This is a genomic window from Pedobacter hiemivivus, assembly GCF_005144565.1.
In the GTDB taxonomy this organism is placed as follows: Bacteria; Bacteroidota; Bacteroidia; order Sphingobacteriales; family Sphingobacteriaceae; genus Pedobacter; species Pedobacter hiemivivus.
This window is the reverse complement of sequence record NZ_SWDX01000008.1, coordinates 85690-110259: the sequence shown is the minus strand read 5'-3', so window position 1 is coordinate 110259 and position 24570 is coordinate 85690. Positions and strand designations below refer to the sequence as shown.

Sequence of the window (24570 nt, the reverse complement as noted above, 5' to 3'; positions counted from 1 at the left end):
TTACAGTTAATTAACATAGTTACTAACATTTACTATAGCCCTAATTTTGCTGAAATTTCCAACATTCTTTCAATTGGTTTACGAGCCCTATCAATGATATCTGCAGGTACAGTTACCTCTGGTAAACCATTTTTTAAGCACAAATACAGCTTTTCAAGTGTATTTCTTTTCATATATGGGCAATCATTACACGCACAATTGTTATTTGGAGGTGCCGGAATGAAGGTTTTGCCTGGACTAGCTTTCTCCATTTGATGGATGATTCCACTTTCTGTAGCTACAATGAATTCTAAGGCGTCGGAATTGATAGAATATTTCAATAATCCAGTCGTAGAACCAATATAATCAGCCATTTGCAACACCGATTCTTCACATTCAGGATGCGCAATAAATTTAGCCTTAGGATGACGCTCTTTTAGCTTAGTAATTTTTTCTCTCGAAAAAATTTCATGTACCATACATGCACCATTCCACAGAACAAGCTCTCTACCAGTCTTTTTAGCCACCCAAGCCCCTAAATTCTTGTCTGGACCAAAAATAATTTTCTGATCTTTCGGTAAACTCTCTACAATTTGAACCGCATTTGTCGATGTACAAACAATATCACTCAATGCTTTTAATTCAGCTGTACAGTTCACGTACGTAATCACCAGATGATCTGGATATTTTTCTTTAAATTTCTTGAATAAGTGCGGTGGACAGCTATCTGCCAGCGAACAACCAGCTTTTAAATCTGGCAACAATACCGTTTTTTCAGGAGATAAAATTTTAGCAGTTTCGGCCATAAAATGCACTCCTGCAAATACAATTACATCAGCTTCTGTTTTAGCTGCTTCTTGCGAAAGACCTAAACTGTCTCCAATATAATCAGCAATATCCTGTATATCAGGCTCCTGATAATAATGCGCTAATACAATAGCATTCTTCTCCTTTTTTAATTTCTCAATTTCTTCAAAGAGGTCCAGTGTTGGATCAATACTTTCCTCAATATATCCTTTTCTGTTTAATTCGGTTAAGGTGTCCATTTTGTCTGCTTATTTTATTCAATTTTTAAATGTGTATCCACAGATTGAATACACTTATCAACTTTATGGTTTTCATTTGAAAAATTGAAAACTGTTTTTCTTGATTTTGTAAAGGTACGCAGTTTCAACACTTCAATAAATTATAATTAATTTAATATAAATAGATTTCTATTGTTTATTAGTGTGTTGATAACGTTTATAAAAAACTTTTTTTTCTGCGAGTATTTGAGTTATTAATAATTTACCAACATTTATATTGTTTTTTTATTTAAAATATCTGCTGATTTACAGCGATATATTTTTTAAGCTTAAATTTTATCAATATAAATATGTGTATTGTTAGTAGCTGTGCAAAAAGTTAATAAACTACTCAGCTCTGGTTAAAAATAACTCAAAATATTGTGGCAAATTCCCTTTTTAGCTTAGCTTTAAACATTCAAAAATATTTGCTCTGTTTCTATAGACAAGTAATTAACATTAATATCAACGTTGTTAACAACCTGTGTTTAACTGTATAATTATTGTAAATATGTACAGGTTCAGATCAAGTAGTAAAGCTTATAAAAGTTTTATAATAAATTGGAAAACAATAGTATACAAATGAGAGAAGTAGATTTTTTAGTTATAGGATCGGGAATTGCCGGTTTAAGCTTTGCGTTAAAGGCTGCTCAGCACGGTAAAGTATTAATTGTTACAAAATCAAACGAAGACGAGTCAAATACAAAATATGCCCAGGGTGGAGTAGCTGTAGTTGTAGATAAAGATGATTCTTTTGAAAAACATATAGAAGATACACTGATTGCAGGCGATGGTCTGTGCGACAAGAAGATAGTAGAGATTGTTGTCAAAGAAGGACCACAAAGAATACAGGAAATTATTGATTATGGGATCAATTTTGATAAAGATAGGACTGGTGTGTACGATTTAGCTAAAGAGGGTGGGCACTCAGAACACCGTGTTTTGCATTATAAAGATGTAACAGGCTACGAAATAGAGAGTGTCCTTTTAAGGCAAATTCACCAGAATAAGAACATAGAGATATTAACACATTACTTCTGTTTAGAGTTAATTACTCAGCATCATTTAGGGGAACATGTGGATAAGAGCACTGAAGATATCCACTGTTATGGTATATATGCCTTTAATACAGAGCTTAACGATGTGGAGAAGATCTTAGCTAATGTGACTATCATGGCATCCGGTGGCGCAGGACATGTCTATTCGAGCACTACAAACCCTGTAATTGCCACGGGTGATGGAATGGCAATGGTTTATCGTGCTAAGGGAAAAGTGAGGAATATGGAGTTCATTCAGTTCCATCCAACAGCTCTATACAACCCTGGAGAGTATCCTGCATTTCTAATTTCAGAAGCTGTAAGAGGTTTTGGCGGTGTTTTGCGACGCAAAAACGGGGACGAATTTATGTACGAATATGATCAACGTGGTTCATTGGCACCACGTGATATTGTAGCTCGAGCCATTGATGCAGAGATGAAAAAGTCAGGTGAGGACTTCGTTTATCTAGATATTAGAAATAGAAAAAAGCAAGATATTTTAGCTCATTTTCCTAATATATATGCTAAATGTCTATCTATAGGTATCGATATGACTAAGGATTTAATACCAGTAACACCTGCTGCACATTATATGTGTGGTGGTATTTTGGTAGATGAATATGGTAGATCTTCTATTAAAAACCTATATGCTTGTGGCGAATGTTCTTCAACAGGTTTACATGGTGCCAACAGATTGGCCTCTAATTCACTGCTAGAAGCGCCAGTATTTGCGCATAGAATTTATGAAGATGCAATAAAAGCATACAAGAATAGTGTAATTCCTGCTGATATTCCAGAGTGGGATGCACAAGGCGTAACGCAATCAGATGAAGACATTTTAGTCACACATAATCTACGTGAAACTCAAAAATTAATGAGTGATTATGTAGGTATTGTACGCTCTAATTTTAGATTAGAAAGAGCGATGAGAAGGTTATTTTTACTCCACGAAGAGACGGAAGAATTCTATAAAGCCAATAAAGTTTCTGTAAAACTATGTGAGTTAAGAAACGTTATCCAGGTTGCTTTTTTAGTCATTAAATCGGCTAAAATGAGAAAAGAAAGCAGGGGACTGCATTATACAACAGATTATCCAAACCATTCAGTAGAATTGACAGATACTATATTTTAAGCTATGCCAGTAATATTACCAGTGAAAGATAAAGACCCAAAATGGGGTGATAATTGTTTTATAGCACCAAATGCAACTATAATTGGTGATGTGCTGATGGGAAATAATTGCTCTGTTTGGTTCAATGCCGTGATTAGAGGCGATGTAAACAGCATTACCATTGGTAATGATACTAATATACAAGATGGAGCTGTGATACACGCTACCTATCTTAAAGCCGCTACAATCATAGGAAATAGGGTATCAATAGGTCATAATGCTATTGTTCATGGTTGCATCCTTAGAGATAATATATTGATAGGAATGGGCGCTATTGTTATGGATAATGCACTTGTAGAACCTTATTGTATTATAGCTGCAGGTGCTGTAGTGCTTGAAAATACACGTTGCGAAAGTGGCTTTATTTATGCGGGAACACCAGCTAAAAAAATAAAGCCCATTACTGATGAGCAACGGGCTTTATTGGATAAGTTGCCGGATAACTATATCATGTATTCCGACTGGTTTAGGTAGTTATTCTTTAGGAATAGTTACCGTTTCATTACGTTCCCAATTGGCTCTTATAGAGAGTTCTTTGGGTTCGTTCCATATTTTTTCGGGTTGTAAGCCTAATTTTACATTACCAGTATCCCATTTTCCGTTTTTATTGGTGTCATAGCTTATTCTTAACCAATACTTCCCGGCTCTGTAGTTTAAAAACTTAACAGTAGTATCCCTGGTAATAACCAGTGTATTTACTACCCCTTTATTGTCATTTAGGACTTCCAGGATGTAACTTTTCTTAAACTCAGGCGGTACAATTTTAACGATCAATGACCCATAATCATCTTTGTTAGCTAGTTGGAATGTTTTGATAAACTCCTTGTTTTTTGCATTAAAAATAGCTGTGAAAGCACCCGCTTCAAACTTGACTTCATAAGTCTTTTTAGGTTTCCATGTATATTTAAAATAGTAGGAGAGGAGGTCTGTACTGTCTTTAACCAAAGTAAATCCTTTGCGTTCAACAGAGTCTTCCAGCAGACTTACTTTAGTCAGATCGGTGGACTCAATTGGAAAATTAAAAGTTAATTTCAATGGCTTATTAGGGTTTAACAAAGCATTATCTAAGTTATCTGTTGCAGTAAGTACCCTTGTATAAGTTTCCTTTTTTCCCCTGGTTAAATTGGCCGTTTGAAGTACTTTTCCATTTTCTTTGATAGCTAATTTGGTCGAATCAAAGGTCAATTCTTTAAGCCAGACCTTTAATGAATCATTATTTTTACTGAATTTAATCAGCTTTTTAGCATCTAATGCGGGTGGATCTGCAACCACAACCTCAGGGTTTTTTAGTTTCTGATTGAATGAAAGTGTGATACTACCATCTGTATTTAGCTTTTTATCTATAATTCTAAATTCAGTAGCGTCTTCTTTAAATAGGCTTAGATTAACGTTATCCAAAGGCTTGTTTAATACGATAGAATCTTTGAGAAAACCAATTTCGTCGGTTGCCTGCTGGTATACTTTGTCACCATTTTTTTCCTTAAGCGCATAGATTTTATATGTATCTTTTCTTAAGTTATTTAATGAATAATTACCACTGCTATCTGTAGTTGTAAAGATAGAAGGTCTTTTCTTTCCAAAAAGGGTATCTCTCTGCAAGGGAAAAATGAAAACAACGGCATCAAGTTCAGGTAAACCAGTTACAGAATTGGTTACATTTCCCTTTATACTTAAGGAATCCAACTGTGGACCGGTAGAGAATACATACGTAAAGTTCTTAACCACATTGCTCTCATTTACGTCGGCAATAGCCTTACCAAAATTAAGCGTATAAGTTGTATTCTTTTCTAATGTATCCTTTATACTGATTTCTAATTTTTTAGCTTTTACTTTTAGCTCAGGAGGTTTCTCCATTTCTGGCGACACAGAAAATTCCTTGGATTCATTCTGTACTTTAAAATACTCATTAAATTCAATGACAATCTTTGGCGCATTAAAATTAACACTCAGATTTTTAGGTGTCATTTTTAAAATCTTCGGTGGCTCAGTATCTTTTGGCCCTCCTTGGGGCTGTTGAATGCTGGCACAAGCGTAAAATAGGATGCTGATGAAAATAAAAGCAAAGATTTTCGGCAAGTTTTCTATGATTCGATTTTTAGCCATTTATAAGCGCTGTGTTTAGTTTATATATGTTTTTAATGAATAATATTAAAGATTTCTAAAAGTGTCTTATAATGCATTTAATAAGGTCGTTTTTGAAGATCTATGATTGTTTGTTAATTTATTATAAATCAATAAGTTGGACTCTATTTACTAATATGAACCATTAAAACTGAGATATCGGATGGTGAAACACCCGAAATTCTCGAAGCCTGACCTAAAGTTCTAGGTTTTATCTTCAATAATTTCTCCCGAGCCTCTTTAGATAGAGAAACCAATTGTGAATAATCAAAATTTGGGTTGATATCTTTGTCCTCCATCTTTTGCATTTTATTTACAATCTCTTGTTCTTTTTCAAAATAGCTTTCATACTTGATCTTGATCTCAGCTTGCTCAATAGTTTCCTTGTCAAATTGATTAAGCATTTCATTAAAGGTAGTACTTACTTTTCTTACATTATCTATACCAACCTGAGGTCTGCCCAATAAGCTAACTATTTTTACATTTTGATTTAAAGGACTTGTTCCAAGTTCTTCAAGCATGGCATTGGCACTGCTCATTTCTATACCTTGTTTTTTAGAAAAGGCAACAATGGCATCAGAATTTTCTACCTTCTTATTTACTAGGTCAAGACGTTCATCACTGATCAGTCCAAGCTTGTGACCGATAGGGGAGAGCCTGATATCTGCATTATCCTGACGTAATAATAAGCGGTGTTCAGCTCTTGAAGTAAACATACGGTAAGGCTCTTCTGTACCTTTTGTAACCAGGTCATCGATTAAAACACCTATATAAGACTCCGAACGTTTCATGATCAGTTCTTCTTTGTTAAAGACCTTCTGATGGGCGTTGATTCCGGCTATAAATCCCTGACTAGCAGCCTCTTCGTATCCCGTTGTGCCATTAATTTGACCCGCAAAGTACAGATTACTAACTAACTTGGTTTCAAGGGTTAAAGAGAGCTGGGTAGGTGGAAAATAGTCGTATTCTATGGCATATCCCGGTCTAAACATTTTGGCTTTTTCGAAGCCTGGGATCTGAGTTAAGGCACGATATTGTACGTCTTCAGGTAGGGAAGTAGAGAATCCATTCACATAGATTTCGCATGTATTCCAGCCCTCTGGTTCAACAAATATCTGGTGTCTTTCGCGCTCAGCAAAGCGGTTTATTTTGTCTTCAATAGATGGACAATATCTAGGGCCAAGGCCTTTGATACGACCGGTAAACATCGGCGATTTTTCAAAACCTTCTTTTAAAGTTTCATGAACATTGGCATTGGTATAGGTAATCCAGCAGCATCTTTGTTCTTTAGGAAGTTCTACATTGGTGAACGAAAAACGACCTGGATTTTCGTCTCCCCATTGTTCTTCCATAAGGCTGTAATTTAAAGAACGGCCATCCACGCGAGGTGGGGTACCAGTCTTCATCCTGCCAGCTTCAAAACCAAATTCTGTCAGTTGTTCAGTCAAGCCTGTTGCAGCTTTCTCGCCTGTTCTACCACCACCAAATTTCTTCTCTCCAATATGGATTAAACCATTTAGGAAGGTTCCGTTTGTAAGCACAACAGATTTACCTTTTATCTCTACGCCAATGGAAGTTTTAACTCCAACAACAGTGTTGTTTTTTATGATAAGGCTACTCACCATGTCTTGCCAGAAATCTACATTAGGCGTACGCTCTAATGCTAGTCTCCATTCCTCAGCAAATCTTTTTCTGTCGTTCTGTGCTCTAGGGCTCCACATAGCTGGACCTTTTGAAAGGTTAAGCATGCGGAATTGAAGTGTTGTCTTATCGCTAATTATTCCTGAGTATCCACCCATCGCGTCAATTTCACGAACAATCTGACCTTTCGCAACACCACCCATTGCAGGGTTGCAACTCATTTGTGCAATGGTCTCCATGTTCATTGTGATCAGTAAAACGGAGGACCCAAGGTTCGCTGCAGCGGCTGCTGCTTCACAACCTGCATGGCCTGCGCCTACAACGATTACATCATATTCTTTAAACATTTCGTTTTGTTATTAGTTAGTGTTTCACGTGGAACGTAGGGAGCTTATATTCGATTTTCCGGAAGGGTTCCACGTGAAACGTATGTCTTTTGTTTGCTTTTTTTATTTTTATTTAAGGCGCTTTACTTTATTTTATGCTTTGAAAATTGAGTTTGAATTTTAAATATATTATTCCTTTTAGCTTTAAATAGGGGGTAGTTATATTTGTTTTTCTGTTTCTAAATCTTCCTTTTTATAAACGATAGCTAAACTTAAATAGTGTTTATTGCTCAGAAAGCGTTAACCAACGTTCTGTTATCACTTCCAGTTCATTGGTTAATTTTTCTATTAATTGTGTTGTATTTTGTAGTTCTTGATAGTTTGCACTATCAATCTTAGAAAGAGATGAAGTCAAATCTGCGATTTCATTTTCAACTTCCGCAATCCTTGATTCTAATTCTTCCAGTTCGCGTTGTTCTTTATAACTCAATTTTTTTGCAATAGGAGTAGGTGCTGGGGCAGCAACAGCTTGTTTTTGCTTAGGCTCTACTTTTTCCTTTGGTGCATCTAAGCTTAATCTGTATTCAGAGTAATTGCCATTGTAAATTGCTACTTCTCCATTGCCTTCCATGATGAATAATTGCTCACTCATTTTATCAAGCAAGTATCTATCGTGAGAAACTAAAATTAAAACACCAGGGAAGTTTTCAAGAAACTCTTCCAGTACATTTAATGTATCAATATCCAAATCATTGGTAGGCTCATCCAGAATTAAGAAATTAGGATTTTGCATCAATACTTTCATGAGGTGTAAACGTTTCTTTTCACCACCACTTAATTTCTCTACCATCCCGTGTTGTTTTTTAGGAGGGAACAAGAACAAGGTTAAAAGTTGAGATGCAGAAATGGTTTGTCCATCGGCCATCTTTATATATTCGGCGTCCGACTTTACAATATCAATTACACGTTCTTTTTCATTGAAGGCTAAACCGCCTTGTTTGTAATATCCATAAACTGTAGTTTCACCAGTGCCAACTATTCCTTTTTCAGGTTGTAAAAATCCGGTGATAATGTTCAGTAGGGTAGATTTACCCGTTCCGTTTTTACCAGCTAAACCAATACGGTCGGCACGCTTAAATGTGTAGCTAAAATCATTGATGATATTTTTGCCATCAAAGGATTGACCGATATGATCCAGTTCAAGAATTTTATTTCCTTGTCTGGACATTTTCACATTTAAGGTGACTTTTTGATTGTCCGATCTTTGCTTGGTTTTGGCATCTAAATCATAAAAAGCATCTATTCTGGATTGAGATTTTGTGGTACGTGCCGCGGGCATTCTTCTCATCCATTCCAGTTCTTTCTTCAGGAGGTTTTTATTCTTTTGAAAAGTACTTTCGTCAGCTGCTTCTCTTTCAAATTTCTTTTCCAGGAAGTAGCCATAGTTACCATTGTAGTTATAGATCTTGCCTCTATCGAGTTCTACAATTGTATTACATACATTATCTAAGAAGTAACGATCGTGCGTAACCAACAGTAACGTTTTATTTCCTGTGGTCAGCAGTTTTTCCAACCATTCGATCGTATCAATATCCAAGTGGTTGGTTGGCTCATCCAGTACATAAATCTCTGGATCTTCGATTAAGAGTTTGGCCAGAGCCAGACGCTTCTTCTGTCCGCCTGATAGGGTAGAGATCTTTTGTTGCAAATGGGTAATACCCATTCTGCTCAGGATGGTTTTTATTTCATGCTCATATTCCCAGGCGTTATGTTCGCTCAGTTCTTCATACAAACGGTTCAATTTCTTTTCATCCGGATTAGGATCCTCAATCAGTTCCTCGTACTCCTTAATCAGCTGTTGCTGTTTATTTTCGAGAGAAAATATAAAGTCGCTAATGGAGTAACCATCTGTAAATGAGGGTTCTTGGTCTAAAAAACCTATTTTAACGGATTTGTTTTTTACTATTTTTCCTTCCAAAGGAGAAAACCTTTCGGCAAGAAGTTTTAGTAGGGTGCTTTTTCCGGCACCGTTAATACCCACCAACGCTACGCGTTGACCTGTCTGGATGCCCAGGGTTAAATTTTTAAATAGCCATTCGTCGTGGTAAGCATGGCCTAAGTTTTCGGCTGCAATAAGTGTGCTCAAAGTCTGTGTTTAACGATATTATAGATAAGAAATTACTGCAAAAGTAAGCAATAATTATTTGGTATGTAGCTGGCGCTATTGAATGTACAGTATGAAGAAGGTAAAATAATATCGACATTGAAAAAAATCTGGCAATCTGGAATGTTTCTCCAATGGATTTTTAAACAAATCTGACAAAATGAATCAGAACGCGATTTTTTAGAAGCAGCGATTAGGGAGGTGTAAGTTTAGTCGTATACCGAATGTAACAGAAAAGTGATATGTTAACGTTCTCTGTTTTTTGTCATCGTTTTTTGGGGTAATTTGGCCTGAAAAATGACCTCATTAGGAGGCTGCAGAACGAGAAATAGATAAAGGTCCAATACATTTATCATAAAAGCATCAAAGCTTGTTTAAGGGGCTAAAAATAGCTTTAATTGGCTCGGATGATTTTTGATAAAAAGCCTGTTTTTTTTCCGTTAAAAATCCTGAAAAATCCGTCGATTTTGTTGGTTATTTTCTTTAAGACTATTATATTTCGCCGCGTTAGATCTTTCTAGACATTTAATTTTTACGCGTTGAATAGAAGGGATAGGTAGTGATCCTCCTTTTCGGTCATCTTCAACTTTTCTGCTTTACTCTTATCCTTATAACCTAAAAGGTGAAGTGCCCCGTGAATCATAACTCTGGATAACTCATGTTCAACGGTGTGCTTAAATGTTGCTGCGTTTTCTTTGATTCGTTCTATGCTGATAAATATATCGCCCACGATCGTTTTAAGCTCCTCAGAGTTGTCAAAAGTGATCACGTCGGTATAAGTGTCATGATTTAAGTAATCCTGGTTCATACGCAGTAAATACTCGTCAGAGCAGAGGATAAAGTTTAATTCCTGTAACGAATACCCCTCAGCAGCAATAGCAGATTTCAACCAATCTTTTAGAATGGTCTTTTTTTTAAGGTTATAATTGGTGTCTTCGGTAAAAAAATTAATGCTCGGTTTGCCCATCAAATCATAAATTAATGCCCCGAATTTAGCAATTTAAAATATTCTGCAATTTTATTTTTATAATAATGGTTCAGATTAGGCGGCAATTTTTGTAGCCATTCCGTTTCATTTTTCTCCAGCGTTTTAAATTTTTCCTGCATTTGTTTGTAGGAAGGAGGTAGGTCTTTGCCTGCTTTACTTTCCCTTTTTGCGTCCTGATCCTGCTCACGCTGAGCATTGTCCGCCTCTAATAGTTTGGTCAGCAAGTCCTTCTGGCGCCTCATCGTTTCCTGCTCCAGACGCTTGTTTACCAATTCCGATTCCGTAGCCTTCATGTCTTGGATCATTTGGTTGAGGTTGCCAAGGCCGCCTTTCCCATCTTTGTTTTCTTCTCTATTTATTTTTTGCAGCGCTTCGCGGATCATCTGTTGCTGCTGGGCCATTTTGCCAAACTCTTCACTCATCGTACCCTTAGGCACTGCCCCTTTATTTCCGCCTTTTTGCATTTGATCACGCGCTTTTTGCATGTTGTTGTTCAGCTGTTGTTGCATCTGCTGTAACTGCTTCATGCTTTGTTTTTTCTTCCCTTTTCCGCCACCTTTAGCATTTTTCATCATGTCCTGAAGTTGGTCAAGTGCCTCATTCAGCATTAAGGAAAGATTATTTACCGAAGTCATGGTGTATTGCTGGTTCTTATTGGCTGCAGCGGTATTTCTTTCGCCCAGGTTTTCCAAGCCCTTATCGATATTAAAATTAATCTTCTGCATTTCCTCATTTACGGCTGTTTCAATCTGGGGAACGCGTTTACTTAATGAAAAAAGACTGTCGGCAATGGTTTTCATATTGTCTTTGATCTCGCGTTGTTTTTGCACGTTGGCCGTATATTGCGGGTCATTGTTGTTTAAGCGTCTAAGATTCAGCATCACCTTTTCCTGATCAAATGATGTTTTAAGTAGGTTTTCTAACAACTGACGCAACTCTTGCGCATTCAGATTATTTTCCATCTCTGCAGATTCCTGTTGCATTTCAGCCATTTTTTTAGCCTGTTGCTCCATCTGCTCCGCTGCTTTCTGTTGATTGTCGGCAGCCTTTTTCTTGTCATTTTTGCCAAGCTGCTCTTCGCTGCTTTTTTGTTGCTGCTCAATGTCTTTCATTTCCTTTTCGGGAGCCTGAAAAGCATTGGGGCGCTCTAATTCCTTATTTTTCTCATCCAGATTTTTAATCTCTTTTTTCAGCTCCTCAAAGGATTTGGAAAGCTCCTTTTGTTTGTTTTTCAAGTCCTCAAGTGGAGCGTCTTTGCTTAAACTCTCCTTTGAAAGCTCCTTTTGGTCTTTGGCCAGGTCATTTAGCCGATCTATCTTGTTTTGTAGACTTTGTTCAAATTCTAGTTGCTTGTAGAGTTCTAAAATTCGGTCCAGCTCATTCTTTAAAGATTTATTGTCCATTTGCATTTTGGACAGTTCATTTTGCGTCTGATCTTTGTTGTTTTGATCCATCAAGCTTTGCAGCTTTTCCAGCAAGGCTTTGGTCTTCTCGTCCAGCACATTGTTAAACAGGTCATCAATCTGCTTTTGCTTATCCGCCAGCTCCTGTTTTAGTAGGTTATTCTCTTCTTTTTCGATGGTATTCTTTTTATTCAGGGAATTGATCTCTTTAACCGCTTCTTCCAATTGTTTTTGCTTCTCTAGTAGCTGTTCAATCTGCTTTTTATCATCAAATGAGATTTGTTTTTTATCCAGCAAGGTTTCGCCCAGTTTCTTACTTTCCCTTTCAACCTGTCCGGCAAGCTTTATGGCCTTTTCCATTTTCTGTTTAAGCGCCTGACTGTTTTCATTTATTTTTTCGGCAACCTGTTGGGAAGAAGGTACAGCATATACTTTAAGCTCCGATTTAGTTGTTTTAAGCCCGTTTACGCCATCATTGTCTGTTACTTCAAAGAAGTACTCTAAAGTCTGGCCCGGTTTTATCAGCGGCTCGTTTAAGTCCCAAAAGAAAAAGAATGAATCTTCCTGTTGCGCTTTTTTAATGGAAATGGCCTTACTTACGGTACTGATAATTTTATCCTTTTCCTTGATGTTGTATTTGAATTTGAGAGAACTAAATCCATGGTCGTCCGTTATATTTCCAGAAAAGTATAAAGCTTTGCTGCTTAAGGAGTCTGGCGCTTCAGTAATCGAAATCCCCGGAAACTCGTCTTTGATCACATTCAACTGATGCGTAAGGGAGTCATTACTGCTAACAAAACTGTTTTTAGGGATAATGCTGTACTTTGAGTTATCACGAATGGTACTGGCATAGGAAAACACATTATTTAAAGCCGTTAATACCTGTGGCTTATTGCCCAGTACAAAAGTCAGACGATCGCTGTTTCTAGTTTCCAGTTCCCAGGTTACATGGGTACCTTCAGGAAGTGTCAGGTCTCCTGCATTTTTAATCTGTTCGTTTTTTTTATTTAAGTAACCAGGGTAGCGCAATAGGGCTGTTACCATAACGACAGCGGGGCGTGGCTTTACTTCAATCAGAAAAGAAGCGGAGTTGAATCCTCCTGCAGAAAACGTTATTTTTTGTGTTTTTTGGAGGTTTTTGAAGGTGTAATTAAAGTGGGTATTGTTTTCTTTTTCTAATTTATAAGTATTTGTACCATCCGTGAGGTACACTTCTTGAGGAATCTCGTTGCCATTTAATTTAAGTTTTAAAGGCACATCATCGCCTTGGGCAACCATTAGATTGGTGGTTAAGAGCTGAAAATCAAATGGAGCTTTGGGTAATATTTCCTTATTATACTGCACAAAACTACTGGTTCCTTCTTTTAAGATGCGGGGAGCGATTATGGCAATCAGTAAAATAACGGATGCCGGAGCAAGAAAATATTTGATGTATTTTCTGTTGTCGCCCAGCTTTATGGCGCTCGAAAAGGGGATTGGATTTAGTTCGGCAATCTTCTGATCTATTCCAGCCATGATCAGCTGGCTGTTGTCCGGTGAGGCATCAGCCATAGCCTTCAGTTGTAGTGTATTCAGCAGTTTGTCTTTTACATTGAAAAAATGATGGCCAATAATAGTTGAGGCTTGTTCAATGCTTAAGTTTTTTCCCAGTTTAAAATAAGCCAGCGCAGGCTTAATAATCAGGACTGAAATGGTGGCGATAGCCAAGCCCAGGTACCCGAAAAAAAGTACTGTTTTAGTCGTTGTGCCGGGCTGAGTATAATAGGTAAATACAAATAATAACAGATATAAAGCCAGTAACAGGGCCATTGCATAAATGCTGCCCCGCAAAAGTTTATTGAGGTAAAACTTCTGCGTAAACTCATTAATTTTAGCAATTAAAAGTTCGTAGTTACTGTTCATTTGTTGGGCTAATAGCTTAAAGGTAAACGTGAGGACAGTTTTTTGATAAAAATAGAGATATTAATCTTTGTTTTATTTAAGTCTCGTCAATTATTAACTTTAAGAAAACATTTATATTGTTTTATTAATGATATTTTAGTAGAAAAAACACAAACAAATGAAACATTCATCTTTAATCATTATCCTTATGGTAGTGACTTTAAATGGCGCTTTCGCGCAGAAGAAGGCAAAGCCGATTAAAACCTGGAACAAAAACGTGGTGATTGCCCACCGCGGGGCTTGGAAAAAGAACGGTCTACCCGAAAACTCTATTGCATCGTTAAATGAAGCAGTGAGAATTGGGTGTCATGGGGCTGAATTTGATGTCCACATGACTGCCGATAGCGTACTGGTCGTGAACCACGATGCAGATTTTTTGGGTCTGCATATAGAAAAATCAACTTATCAGGAGCTGTTGAGTAAAAAGCTTTCCAATGGCGAGTCTATTCCTACCCTTGAGGCTTATTTAAAGGCCGGTATGAAGCAAAAGACTACCAAACTGATACTGGAGATCAAACCATCGAAAGCAGGAGCGGAGAACGACAAAATTTTGGCGACTAAAGTCGTGGCGATGGTTGCTAAATTAAAAGCTCAGCCATGGGTGGATTATATCAGTTTTAGTTACGAGATCTTGAAAAAGGTTAAAGAACTTCAACCAGATGCAAATGTAGCCTATCTTTCTGGGAATGCTCCATTGGAAAAGCTTAAACAAGACGGGTTTTATGGTGCTGATTACCAATATGGCGTGTATCAAAAAGGAGAGTGGTTTGCCAAGGCAAAAGAATTGGGTTTAACCATCAATGCCTGGACGGTAAATGCAGAGCCTGAAATGAAATGGTTGTTGGATAGTAAAATAGAATTTATCACTACCAATGAGCCTGAAAAGCTATTTGAACTGATCAAAGAGCGGAAATAGGCTTTAAAAATTCAGCATGAGGAGTGCCATAAAACAAAAAAGCATCGCGGGTTATCCGCGATGCTGTACAATTTATGTTTTTAATAATCTAGATTACTTTAACATTAATCGCATTCAACCCTTTTTTGCCGCTTTCAACGTCGTATTCAACTTTGTCGTTCTCACGAATTTCGTCGATAAGGCCTGTTGAATGTACAAAGATTTCGCTATCTCCGTTTGCAGGGATAATAAATCCGAAACCTTTTGTTACATTAAAAAATTTTACTGTTCCTTCTTGCATTGTATTATTTATTAATAAATTAAGTGTGCAAGATACATATTATTTTTTTATAATGTGCAAACGCTTCATATTTTGATAAATATAAAATAAAACGTCCTTTAAACACCTTTCTTACGGCCTGAGACGATTAAATTTATCTCGCTGGAATGCGGAATTCCGAGCGTTTTTCCTGGAATAACCTGGAAGAGGTTTTGCAGATAAACATTGATTATTGCCTCCAATGTTTTCTTCCTTGGCTCGTAATTTTCAGGGAAATCTACACGGAAATTGCCGAGGTGAATTTTGCCTTTTTCATCTACTACTGCCGAAAACTCATAGCCAAAATTATCATATGCATTTGCAAGGTCTATCCGGTAGCGTGGGAAAAGATAATCATAGGATTCTGTCCTACCCACCAGCTTATCAACGGTACTGATTTTCTTTACCTGAACCATTTTACTTAAGGGAATAAAGGTTACCGGCTGGCGCCCAGCAAAGGCACTATCTCGGCTATCAGGATTCCTATTCGATTTTGCTGCAAGCTGTTGAATATAAAGCGTGTCCGCCTTTGTAGGACGTTGTAGCGCCTCTGCCGTCGTTTTAAGTGTTTTATTGATATAGTCTTGAGCGTAGTAAGTAATATTTACATCCGATCGGATGTCTTTTGATATTTCCCTGCCCGTTAAATGAAGTCGCTGAAACACCAGGCTGTCTTTGCTAATCTTTTTGATCTTAAACCACTCCTTCGCAAAATTATATACCTCACCATGATCGTAATGCAAGAAAAAACTTTGCATCCTTTTCTTTTGCGGACTATAAGCGCTTATGGTATCGGGAGATTTGAACTGGATAATCCAGGTTGGTTCCTGCTGAAAGCCCAGTTCATTAAAGGAAAGCCCGTTACTGAATCGGCGTTTTACCTCATAATATTTTATACCAATAATCGAATCAAAGGACAATCGGCCAGCAGGTTTTGAACTTTCTTTAGTTGTACTGTTACAGCTGCTGATAAGTAACGCAAGGCATGTCAGGGTGGTTAGAATACAAGATTTCGTCATGCAAGGATTAAAGGCTTCTATATGGAAAGGCAAAGTTATAAGAATCCTTTATATTCTTTGTTTAAGCTTAAAAACCTTCAGAACCAATTCATCATTTCGCCTAATGGACAGGATAATTGTTTTGCCTTCTACAGATTTAAAGAGGCTATTGATATCATCTAGTTTAAAGGAGGCTGCCGGAGTAAAGTTGATCGTTATAATTTCATCGTCGACCAATACGCCTGCGTTTTCGGCTGGAGATCCTGGTTCAATCCTGCTGATGAAGTAGCGCCTTATTTGTCCGTCTTCCAGATATAACTCAATTCCCGACATATCATGCTCAAAAGGGCGTTTAAACTGGCTATTTTTTCGTAAGTACATCGAATTGTCCGCGTAGTCGAATATCACATTAAACCGGCTCAATATGTCCGCTCCTAAGTTTCCATTGCGGTCTTTTAGTAGAACTTTAGCTGCAACATCATCATATTTGGGGTAAGATGCCAGTACGTTTTTCATCGCAAAACTGCCTATTTTTAAAGCGGAAACCCTGCCAATATTCCCGTCTATAGGACCACTCATGCCTACCCCCAGATTTGCCTTTATAGAAGCCGCCGGAACAGGGAAAGGCTTTTCGTTCAATCGTTCTAATGAAATGGCATGACTGGCGCCGTTATCAATCAGCATTTTGACCTCAGCTTTGCCATATTCAGGATTTTCAATGGTGATATTTGTATAGGGTTTATAGGAACTGATCTCAATAGGAATCCTTTCACCCTTTATTTTACCCCCACTATTGGGGTGTTTAAACAATAATCTCTTGGTCGAATACCGCAACTCAACCACAAAGCTTTTAAAGAAATAATAGCCCAATAAGCCATACACTTTTGTGCCTAAATAGTTTGATAAACCGAAAATGTCTCTCTTCAATATGGCTGTAGGAATGTTATCTATGTATGATTTACCTAGCTGTGCCGAAACATCATTAGAGATATAAGCCTCTATTTCATTCCCGCTCCCCAGGCCCGAGATTTTAATTGTACGAGACACTTTAATTCCAATGCTATCAATTAAGCTTGGATCGGTAATAATCAGAGGGCCAACGCCAGTGTCTAAAATGAAATTATAGGGACCTTTGTTGTTCAAATAAAGCGGGATGATGATGAGGTTTTTAACTTGCAAAAAAGGCATTGCATCCTTATTTCGGTCCCCTTTAAAATAAAATTGCTGTCCTTGAGCTGTAATAACCACACAAACCTGAATAATCAAGACAAGCGGATAAATTCTAAGTTTGCGGAAATTAATTATGCTCATTAACAATTTCATTAAACTAAACTACTAAATTAGTAGCAGTATGGTTAGATCTGCGCATAAAAGTATTCAACTAAAAAAGAATAATTTAAAATCCTACCTGTATGTCGGCCTGATTAGCCTGGGTCTTTTTACCAGCTGCTCGACCGAAAGGCGAATTTCAAGGAATTTAAACAAGTTTTTTTCCAGCTCTACGGTACTTAAGCAGTATTATGCTGGCTTTGCGTTGTATGACATGACTGCCGATCGGATGTTGTTTGAACAGCATGCTGATCAGTATTTTACCCCTGCATCGAATACCAAGTTGTATACCTTTTATGCGGGTTTAAAAATGCTTCCCGATTCGATTCCGTCTCTTAGGTACATAGAACGAGGAGATTCTCTAATTTTTTGGGGAACAGGTGATCCATCTTTTTTGCAAAGCAAGCTAAAGGGAACAAAAGCAGCCGATTTCTTAAGGAATACCACTAAAAAACTGTTTTATGCCCCAGGTAGGTATACAGGTAATTTTTACGGTGGTGGTTGGCAATGGGATGATTATAATGATTACTATCAGGCCGAGATCAATGAGCTGCCCATCATGGATAATTTGCTCGACATTAGGAATAAAAATGGAGCACTAGTACTGTCGCCAGCGATATTGGAGGATTGCTTTGCAATGGATTCACTTTCAACACAAAAGATATTTAGTGTTACCAGAGATTTTGGTACTAACCACTTTAGGTATCCAAATAGACCCGTGCCAGCAAATTATCGCCAGCAGGTTCCGTATAAAGTGGGGCTTCCGCTTACATTAACGCTACTTTCCGACACACTCCATAAGGATATCGAGTTGATCGCGCTAAAAATGCCTCCTAATGCGAAGACCATTTATAATTTAAAAACCGATTCGGTGCTTAAGGAAATGATGTTGCCAAGTGATAATTTCATCGCAGAACAACTGCTTTTAGTCTACGCGAACCAATTGGGAGAAGAGCTGAATACAGCTAAAGCCATTGCTTATATTGAAAAGAATTACCTCTCTACTTTGCCGGATAAGCCGGTTTGGGCTGATGGATCGGGTCTTTCGAGGTATAATTTGTTTACACCCAGAGATATGGTTAAGTTGTTGGAGTTGATTTATAAAGAAGTAAATGACCCTCAGCGCTTATTCAGTATGATGCCGGCTGGCGGTAAAAGTGGAACGCTCAGAAATGCTTATCCTAAAACAAGCCAGCCCTTTGTATTCGGTAAAACAGGTACGCTTTCTGGGGTGCACAACCAAAGTGGTTATGTGCTTACGAAGAAGGGTAAAACCTATATTTTCTCTTTTATGAACAACAACTTTGTCCTACCTACAGGTGATGTAAGAAGAGAAATGGGCCGGATTATGACCTATATCCATGAAAAGTTTTAAAGCAAAGTATTTATAGCTTTTTAAATGGGATATCCATCAAATTATAGGCCTGCCAGCCGATAAAATCGAAATGCCACCATTCATTTTCTAATACCCTGAAGCCATATTGCTGCATGGTATTGATGAGCAACTGCCTGTTTTTTATAATTTCGGGGGGTAACTTGGTATAGGTTACCGCCGCTTCGGGGGCAAAACTGTCATATGCCGTCGGCATTTTAAGCTCCTTACCGGTTTTTAAGTCGATTAAAGTCAGGTCAACGGCGCAACCCCGATTGTGTCTGGAGCCTTTATTTGGGTTGGCTACAAACATTTTGTCCGATGCTTCCTTATAAAAAGCAACCGTTATGCTGTAGGGACGGTAAGCATCAAATATTTTTAGGCCATAGCCCTTCTTTTTTAGCTCTGCCTGCACTTTTTTAAGTTGAAGTACCGCCGGTTTTCGGGCGAATGCTCGGGCTTGAGGGTACATTACGCGCTTCATAAAGTTGTCTTTAGTCGCGTATTTGATATCTAGAACGAGCCCGGGAACATACTTTTTAATTTCCAGAAGCCGATAGTTGCTGTTCTTTTTGCAAGAATCTAAATATTCAGGATAGGCGTTTATAGCCAGCCCATAAGGGTTGGGGTTATTCTTTTGTGCATGAACAGAAAAACAATAGCCTACCAATAAGAGCAGGAGAATTTTTTTCATTGATGAGGGCGTTACTGATTGGCAGCTACGATTAGATCCAGGTCTTTATAAGGCAAATTAAACATGCTGGCTAGATCTTTACTAGTAAGATGGCCTTGGTAAATGTACAGCGCCTCTCTTATACCCGGTTTGCTCCAAACAAGATTCATTAATCCTCCCATATCACCTATGTCTACTAAAATTGGGGTAAAGATATTGGTAAGTGCATATGAAGCCGTCCTTGGTACTCTAGAAGCTATATTAGGCACACAATAATGAATCACATCATGCTTTCTAAATACTGGATTCTTATGGTTCGTTACTTCCGAAGTTTCAAAACATCCACCCTGATCAATACTTACATCAATCACCACCGAATTTGGTTTCATCCTGGCCACAGTTTCTTCCATCACCACGCAAGGGCTTCTGCCATGCGTAGCTCGAATGGCGCCAATCACCACATCACAGGTTGTAATGGCTTTGCTCAGCACGATAGGTTGCATCACAGAGGTGAATACGCGGGTTCCTAAGTTATTTTGAAGACGTCTAAGGCGATAAAGAGAGCTATCGAACACTTTCACCTCTGCGCCAAGCGAAATGGCTGCACGGGCAGCATATTCGCCGACAGTTCCTGCACCTAGAATAACAATCTCAGTTGGTGGAACACCGGTAAAGCCACCCAGCATTAATCCCTTTCCTCCGGTTACATTACTTAGGTATTCAGCCGCAATTAAAATCGAGGTTGCTCCAACAATTTCACTCATTGAACGGACAACGCTTAAAATATTTCCTTCATCTCTAATGTGCTCAAAACAAATCGCATTGATCTTTTTATTTAGGAGTGCTTTAAGGTAGGATTCTTTAAGTGCGCCCATTTGCAGGGCTGAAATTAGGGTTTGTCCTTTGTGCATCATGGCAATTTCCCCTACAGTTGGTGGCGCGATCTTTACAATGATATCGGCATCAAAAACCTCCTTTTTGTGGAAGCTAATTGTTGCACCCTGTTCACTATACTCATTATCAGAGAAATTTGCGGCTACACCAGCTCCGCTCTCAATAATTACTTTGTGTCCATTGTTTACAAGTAATGCAACAGATAAGGGGGTCAATGCAATCCTGTTTTCCTGAAAGGAGATCTCTTTTGGAATGCCAATGTACAAGTTGTTGTTCTTCTTACTTATCTCTGCCATTGCCTCCTTTGGTTGTATTAAACCTTGCTGAGCAATGGAGGCCATACCTTCGCGTAATCCTGTAGCCATTTTCATTTATAGATTTGGATTGAAATTAAGCAAATTAGCTGAAATAAAGAGTGTTTGGCGTTTAAATTTTTGAAATTGACAATATACGGTCATTCTCATTCTGTGCCGAAACTTCTATTTTTACAAAATGTAGGGGTAAAAGGGGGGAAATTTTCTCCGGCCACTCTATAAAACAGATATTTCCCGAATAAAAATATTCTTCGTAGCCAATATCATAGGCTTCCTGCAGGTTTTTAATTCTGTAGAAATCAAAGTGATAAATGACTTTGCCATTGGCATCGTATTCGTTCACAATAGAAAATGTTGGACTGGTAACCACTTTCGTTACCCCCAGTTCTTTAGCTAAAGCTTTGATCAAGGTGGTTTTTCCAGCGCCCATTTCTCCCTCAAAAATAAAAATCTGGTCGTCCTGAGTGGCTTCTATGATTCTTTTAGCCGCATTTTCAAGGCCATCAAGGCCATTAACTTCAATTTTTATAGTTTCCATACTTAAGCAAATTTATAACAATTCGACTTAATTTCTAAGTGTACTCATACAGATTGGGCTGAACAGATCTGTATCAGCGTTTTGGCAGCGTGCTTAATGAATAGGGAATGACAAGGGGGTAAGTAGGGAATGAGTAGCGGATTCCTTTACCTTTCCTTTACCGTTGGGTTAGGGTTGCTATACCCTAGGGGTAAAGCAAGGGTATAGCAAAGGTAAAGGAAGGGTAACGCAGGGGTAAAGCAACCCCCTACTTATCCGCTACTCATTCCCTACTTATCCCCAACTCATAGTAATACGTGACAACACCGTGTCTTGTCCTGATTCAGCATGTGTTTTATAAACTCATGGCAGTAATTAACAACAGAAAGGCCGCATCAAAACATGATGCGGCCTCCGGTAAAATTGATAAAAGCGGTTATTGACTATCTCGAGCTGTAGGTTGCAATAGGGATAATCATCTCTTCCAGGGAAATACCTCCATGCTGGAAAGTCTCATTGTAATAGTTTACAAACTGATTATAGTTGTTCTGATAAACAAAATAGCGGTCTTCCTTCGCGAAAATGTAGTTAGAGCTGATGTTTATTTTAGGCAACTGAGCTTCATGTGGGTTTTTAATCAAAAATACCTCTTTAGCATTGTAATTAAGGTTTCTTCCTTGCTTATAACGCAGATTGGTATTGGTATTTCTATCGCCAATTACCTTACTTGGGTGTTTAACCCGGATGGTACCATGGTCGGTCGTAATCACCAGTTTAACCCGTTTCTGTGAAATCTTTTTAAGCAAGTCCATCAATGGAGAGTGCTCAAACCAGGAAAGGGTCAATGAGCGATAGGCAGCATCGTCGTTAGCTAGTTCGCGAATCATCTGCATATCGGTACGGGCATGTGAAAGCATATCTACAAAGTTGTAAACAATAGCATTGAAGTCGTTTTGCAATAAGTTGTTGACTTGCTCATTCAGGGCCCGACCATCGTCATAAGTCAGGATTTTATTGTAGCTGAATTTGCATTCCTTCCGTAGGCTACGTTTGATCTGATCAGCAAGAAAAGCAGCTTCGTGCATATTCTTTCCTCCTTCATCATCATCATTCTGCCACAAACCAGGGAAGCGTTTTTCCATCTCCAAAGGCATTAAACCTGAGAATATGGCATTTCTGGCATATTGCGTCGCTGTAGGCAGAATGCTGCTATAAATATCCTCATCATCCATTCTAAAGTATTCGGTAATTAATGGATTAATGATGCGCCATTGATCGTAGCGAAGGTTATCAATCAGGATAAAGAAGACAGGAGTGGTGTCGTTAATTAATGGGAATACCTTCTTTTTTAACAGTTCGTTTGACAATAATGGAGCCGTTCCTTTGCCATTTACCCAGCCCAGGTAGTGGTCTTCAATAAATTTGGAAAATTGAGTATTGGCTTCAGATTTTTGCATCGTTAGAATCTCATGCATTTGTGGGTCGTCCAATTTTTCGAGCTCTAGCTCCCAAAAAACCAGTTTTTTATATACTTCAACCCATTCCTCATAACTCAGCTTGTCATTTAGTGTCATCCCCAGCCGTCTAAAGTCCTGCTGGTAAGCCATAGATGTCTTTTCGCTAACCAGACGCTTATTGTCAATGAGCTTTTTAATGGTCAGTAAAACCTGCTTAGGATTCACTGGTTTAATCAGGTAGTCATCTATTTTAGATCCAATGGCATCTTCCATCAGGTTTTCTTCTTCACTTTTGGTGATCAGCACCACAGGCACATCGTTTCTGATGTTTTTTATGGCACTAAGGGTTTCCAATCCACTCATTCCTGGCATATTTTCATCCAGAAAAACTAAGTCAAAATGCTCCTTTCCAAACGCTTCAAGGGCATCATTTCCATTGGTGTAGGTGGTTACATGATATCCTTTTTCATTCAATAATAATATATGTGGTTTTAATAAGTTAATCTCATCATCGGCCCATAAAATCTTAGTCTCTTGCATCATTATATCTGTATAATGTAAAAATAATTCCTCGAAAAGAGTCTTCTCCTTCTTAGTTATGGATAAAAATAGCAATTTTTGTACCGCATAATTTATTTTTAGAGATTGAACAAAAAGAAAATCATAAATGATCCGGTATATGGCTTCATAAATATCCCTTCTGAAATCATATTCGACCTGATCGCTCATCCGTATTTTCAAAGGCTCAGGTATATTAAGCAGCTGGGAATGACACACCTTGTGTATCCAGGGGCTTTACATACCAGGTTTCATCATGCTATAGGCGCGATGCACTTGATGAGTTTGGCGATTGAAGTGTTGAGAGGGAAAGGGCATGAAATTACTTCCGCGGAAGAAGAAGCTGCCACAATTGCCATTTTGCTGCATGACATTGGCCATGGGCCTTTTTCTCATGCGCTGGAGCATACTTTAGTGAATGGGATTAAGCATGAGGATATTTCTATGATGATGATGGAAAAACTGAATGTAGAATTTGAAGGGCGATTAACTTTAGCAATCAATATCTTTAAAGGGGATTACGCAAAAACTTTTCTTCCCCAATTGGTTTCTAGTCAACTTGATCTTGACCGAATGGATTATTTGAATCGTGACAGCTTTTTTACGGGGGTAAGCGAGGGCGTAATTAGTTTTGACAGGATCATTAAGATGTTTAATGTACTGGATAACCAACTGGTGATTGAGGAGAAGGGGATTTATTCAATCGAAAAGTTTTTGATTGCCAGAAGGTTAATGTACTGGCAGGTATATCTGCATAAAACGGTGATTGCCGGAGAAATGTTGTTGGTTAAGATTTTAGAGCGCGCAAAATATTTGGCTGGAAATGGTGAAGTGTTATTTGCAACGCCAGCACTGCAGCATTTTTTAAAAAATGAGATTACGGAGTCAGAATTCTTTACTTCGGATTTGCATTTATCGCAGTTTTCAAAATTGGATGATCAGGATATTTTTGCTTCGGTAAAAGTTTGGGCGGATCATCCGGATAGAGTTTTGTCGGTGCTTTGTGGCATGCTTACCCAAAGAAATTTGTATAAGGTGGAGATCAGTAATGAGGTTCCTAACAAAAACAGGGTGAATGACTTGCGGGAAAGAACGGCAGCTTTTTTAAAAGTAAATGAAACAGATGTATGTTATTTTGTGTTTACGGATATAATTAGAAATAGGGCCTATAACGCCGGTAGTGGCAATATTAATATTCTGTTGAAAAACAATACGATCATTGATATTGCAAAAGCATCGGATTTATCTAACTTAGAATCTTTAGACAAGACTGTAAAGAAACATATACTTTGCTATCCGCGAATTATTTAGCACAATTTAACAAAATATTAAATAATTAATCCCGTTTTTTAGGTAGTTGATTGAAGACGCCAGTCAATTACCTAAAGAGGTTTATTTGTTCATATCAA

The 24570-nt window shown here is 38.0% G+C and carries 18 protein-coding genes; 5 read left to right on the top strand and 13 right to left on the bottom strand.

Annotated elements, in window-relative coordinates:
- Positions 1–32: 32 nt before the first annotated feature.
- Positions 33–1025, bottom strand: coding sequence for a quinolinate synthase NadA (gene nadA, locus FBD94_RS19165; protein ID WP_131610237.1), 993 nt, complete (start codon positions 1023–1025; stop codon positions 33–35).
- 600 nt (positions 1026–1625) lie between these two features.
- Here nadA and nadB point away from each other — a divergent pair.
- Both nadB and FBD94_RS19155 read left to right on the top strand, forming a co-directional pair.
- A complete protein-coding gene (nadB, locus tag FBD94_RS19160; protein ID WP_136881402.1) occupies positions 1626–3212 on the top strand; it encodes an L-aspartate oxidase in 1587 nt (528 codons plus the stop codon).
- Positions 3213–3215: 3 nt separating this feature from the next.
- Entirely contained in the window at positions 3216–3725 is a 510-nt protein-coding gene (locus tag FBD94_RS19155; protein ID WP_136881401.1) for a gamma carbonic anhydrase family protein, read from the top strand.
- On the opposite strand, the gene FBD94_RS19150 is transcribed toward FBD94_RS19155, so the two are convergent.
- The 5 genes from FBD94_RS19150 to FBD94_RS19130 all read right to left on the bottom strand — a co-directional run bounded on the left by FBD94_RS19150 (position 3726) and on the right by FBD94_RS19130 (position 13796).
- Positions 3726–5354 (bottom strand): Ig-like domain-containing protein, encoded by a 1629-nt coding sequence (locus tag FBD94_RS19150; protein WP_136881400.1) that lies wholly within the window; start codon positions 5352–5354, stop codon positions 3726–3728.
- 143 nt (positions 5355–5497) lie between these two features.
- Positions 5498–7360 carry a tRNA uridine-5-carboxymethylaminomethyl(34) synthesis enzyme MnmG gene (mnmG, locus tag FBD94_RS19145; RefSeq protein WP_136881399.1) on the bottom strand — a complete coding sequence of 621 codons (1863 nt, stop codon included), beginning with the start codon at positions 7358–7360 and terminating at the stop codon, positions 5498–5500.
- 262 nt (positions 7361–7622) lie between these two features.
- Complete coding sequence (locus FBD94_RS19140) at positions 7623–9485, bottom strand: ABC-F family ATP-binding cassette domain-containing protein (protein WP_136881398.1); 1863 nt, start codon at positions 9483–9485, stop codon at positions 7623–7625.
- A gap of 550 nt (positions 9486–10035) precedes the next feature.
- Positions 10036–10470 (bottom strand): rRNA maturation RNase YbeY, encoded by a 435-nt coding sequence (gene ybeY / locus FBD94_RS19135; RefSeq protein WP_136881397.1) that lies wholly within the window; start codon positions 10468–10470, stop codon positions 10036–10038.
- Positions 10471–10481: 11 nt separating this feature from the next.
- Positions 10482–13796 carry a DUF4175 family protein gene (locus FBD94_RS19130; protein ID WP_136881396.1) on the bottom strand — a complete coding sequence of 1105 codons (3315 nt, stop codon included), beginning with the start codon at positions 13794–13796 and terminating at the stop codon, positions 10482–10484.
- Positions 13797–13953: 157 nt separating this feature from the next.
- Between FBD94_RS19130 and FBD94_RS19125 the strand changes: the two genes are divergently transcribed.
- On the top strand, positions 13954–14751 hold the full coding sequence (locus FBD94_RS19125) for a glycerophosphodiester phosphodiesterase (protein ID WP_136881395.1): 798 nt from the start codon (positions 13954–13956) through the stop codon (positions 14749–14751).
- Between the two features lie 88 nt (positions 14752–14839).
- Here the strand turns inward: FBD94_RS19125 and FBD94_RS19120 are convergent, their stop codons facing one another.
- The 3 genes from FBD94_RS19120 to FBD94_RS19110 form a co-directional block, all read right to left on the bottom strand.
- On the bottom strand, positions 14840–15031 hold the full coding sequence (locus FBD94_RS19120) for a cold-shock protein (RefSeq protein WP_008241764.1): 192 nt from the start codon (positions 15029–15031) through the stop codon (positions 14840–14842).
- 98 nt (positions 15032–15129) lie between these two features.
- Positions 15130–16068 carry a hypothetical protein gene (locus FBD94_RS19115; RefSeq protein WP_136881394.1) on the bottom strand — a complete coding sequence of 313 codons (939 nt, stop codon included), beginning with the start codon at positions 16066–16068 and terminating at the stop codon, positions 15130–15132.
- Between the two features lie 48 nt (positions 16069–16116).
- Positions 16117–17358, bottom strand: coding sequence for an aspartyl protease family protein (locus FBD94_RS19110; RefSeq protein WP_235884567.1), 1242 nt, complete (start codon positions 17356–17358; stop codon positions 16117–16119).
- 40 nt (positions 17359–17398) lie between these two features.
- Here FBD94_RS19110 and FBD94_RS19105 point away from each other — a divergent pair, with 40 nt between their 5' ends.
- Positions 17399–18751 carry a D-alanyl-D-alanine carboxypeptidase/D-alanyl-D-alanine-endopeptidase gene (locus tag FBD94_RS19105; protein ID WP_136881392.1) on the top strand — a complete coding sequence of 451 codons (1353 nt, stop codon included), beginning with the start codon at positions 17399–17401 and terminating at the stop codon, positions 18749–18751.
- Positions 18752–18761: 10 nt separating this feature from the next.
- On the opposite strand, the gene FBD94_RS19100 is transcribed toward FBD94_RS19105, so the two are convergent.
- From FBD94_RS19100 to porX, 4 genes are all read right to left on the bottom strand, one after another.
- Entirely contained in the window at positions 18762–19442 is a 681-nt protein-coding gene (locus FBD94_RS19100) for a M15 family metallopeptidase (RefSeq protein WP_136881391.1), read from the bottom strand.
- Between the two features lie 11 nt (positions 19443–19453).
- Complete coding sequence (locus FBD94_RS19095; protein WP_136881390.1) at positions 19454–20680, bottom strand: alanine dehydrogenase; 1227 nt, start codon at positions 20678–20680, stop codon at positions 19454–19456.
- A gap of 61 nt (positions 20681–20741) precedes the next feature.
- Positions 20742–21167: a tRNA (adenosine(37)-N6)-threonylcarbamoyltransferase complex ATPase subunit type 1 TsaE gene (gene tsaE / locus FBD94_RS19090; RefSeq protein ID WP_136881389.1), complete on the bottom strand. Its 426-nt coding sequence runs from the start codon at positions 21165–21167 to the stop codon at positions 20742–20744.
- A gap of 422 nt (positions 21168–21589) precedes the next feature.
- Positions 21590–23143, bottom strand: a complete 1554-nt coding sequence (gene porX, locus FBD94_RS19085; RefSeq protein ID WP_131610274.1) for a T9SS response regulator signal transducer PorX — start codon at positions 23141–23143, stop codon at positions 21590–21592.
- A gap of 105 nt (positions 23144–23248) precedes the next feature.
- Here porX and FBD94_RS19080 point away from each other — a divergent pair, with 105 nt between their 5' ends.
- The gene (locus tag FBD94_RS19080; RefSeq protein WP_131610252.1) at positions 23249–24472 is read left to right on the top strand and encodes an HD domain-containing protein; all 1224 of its coding nucleotides are present in this window, start codon (positions 23249–23251) and stop codon (positions 24470–24472) included.
- Positions 24473–24570 lie beyond the last annotated feature (98 nt).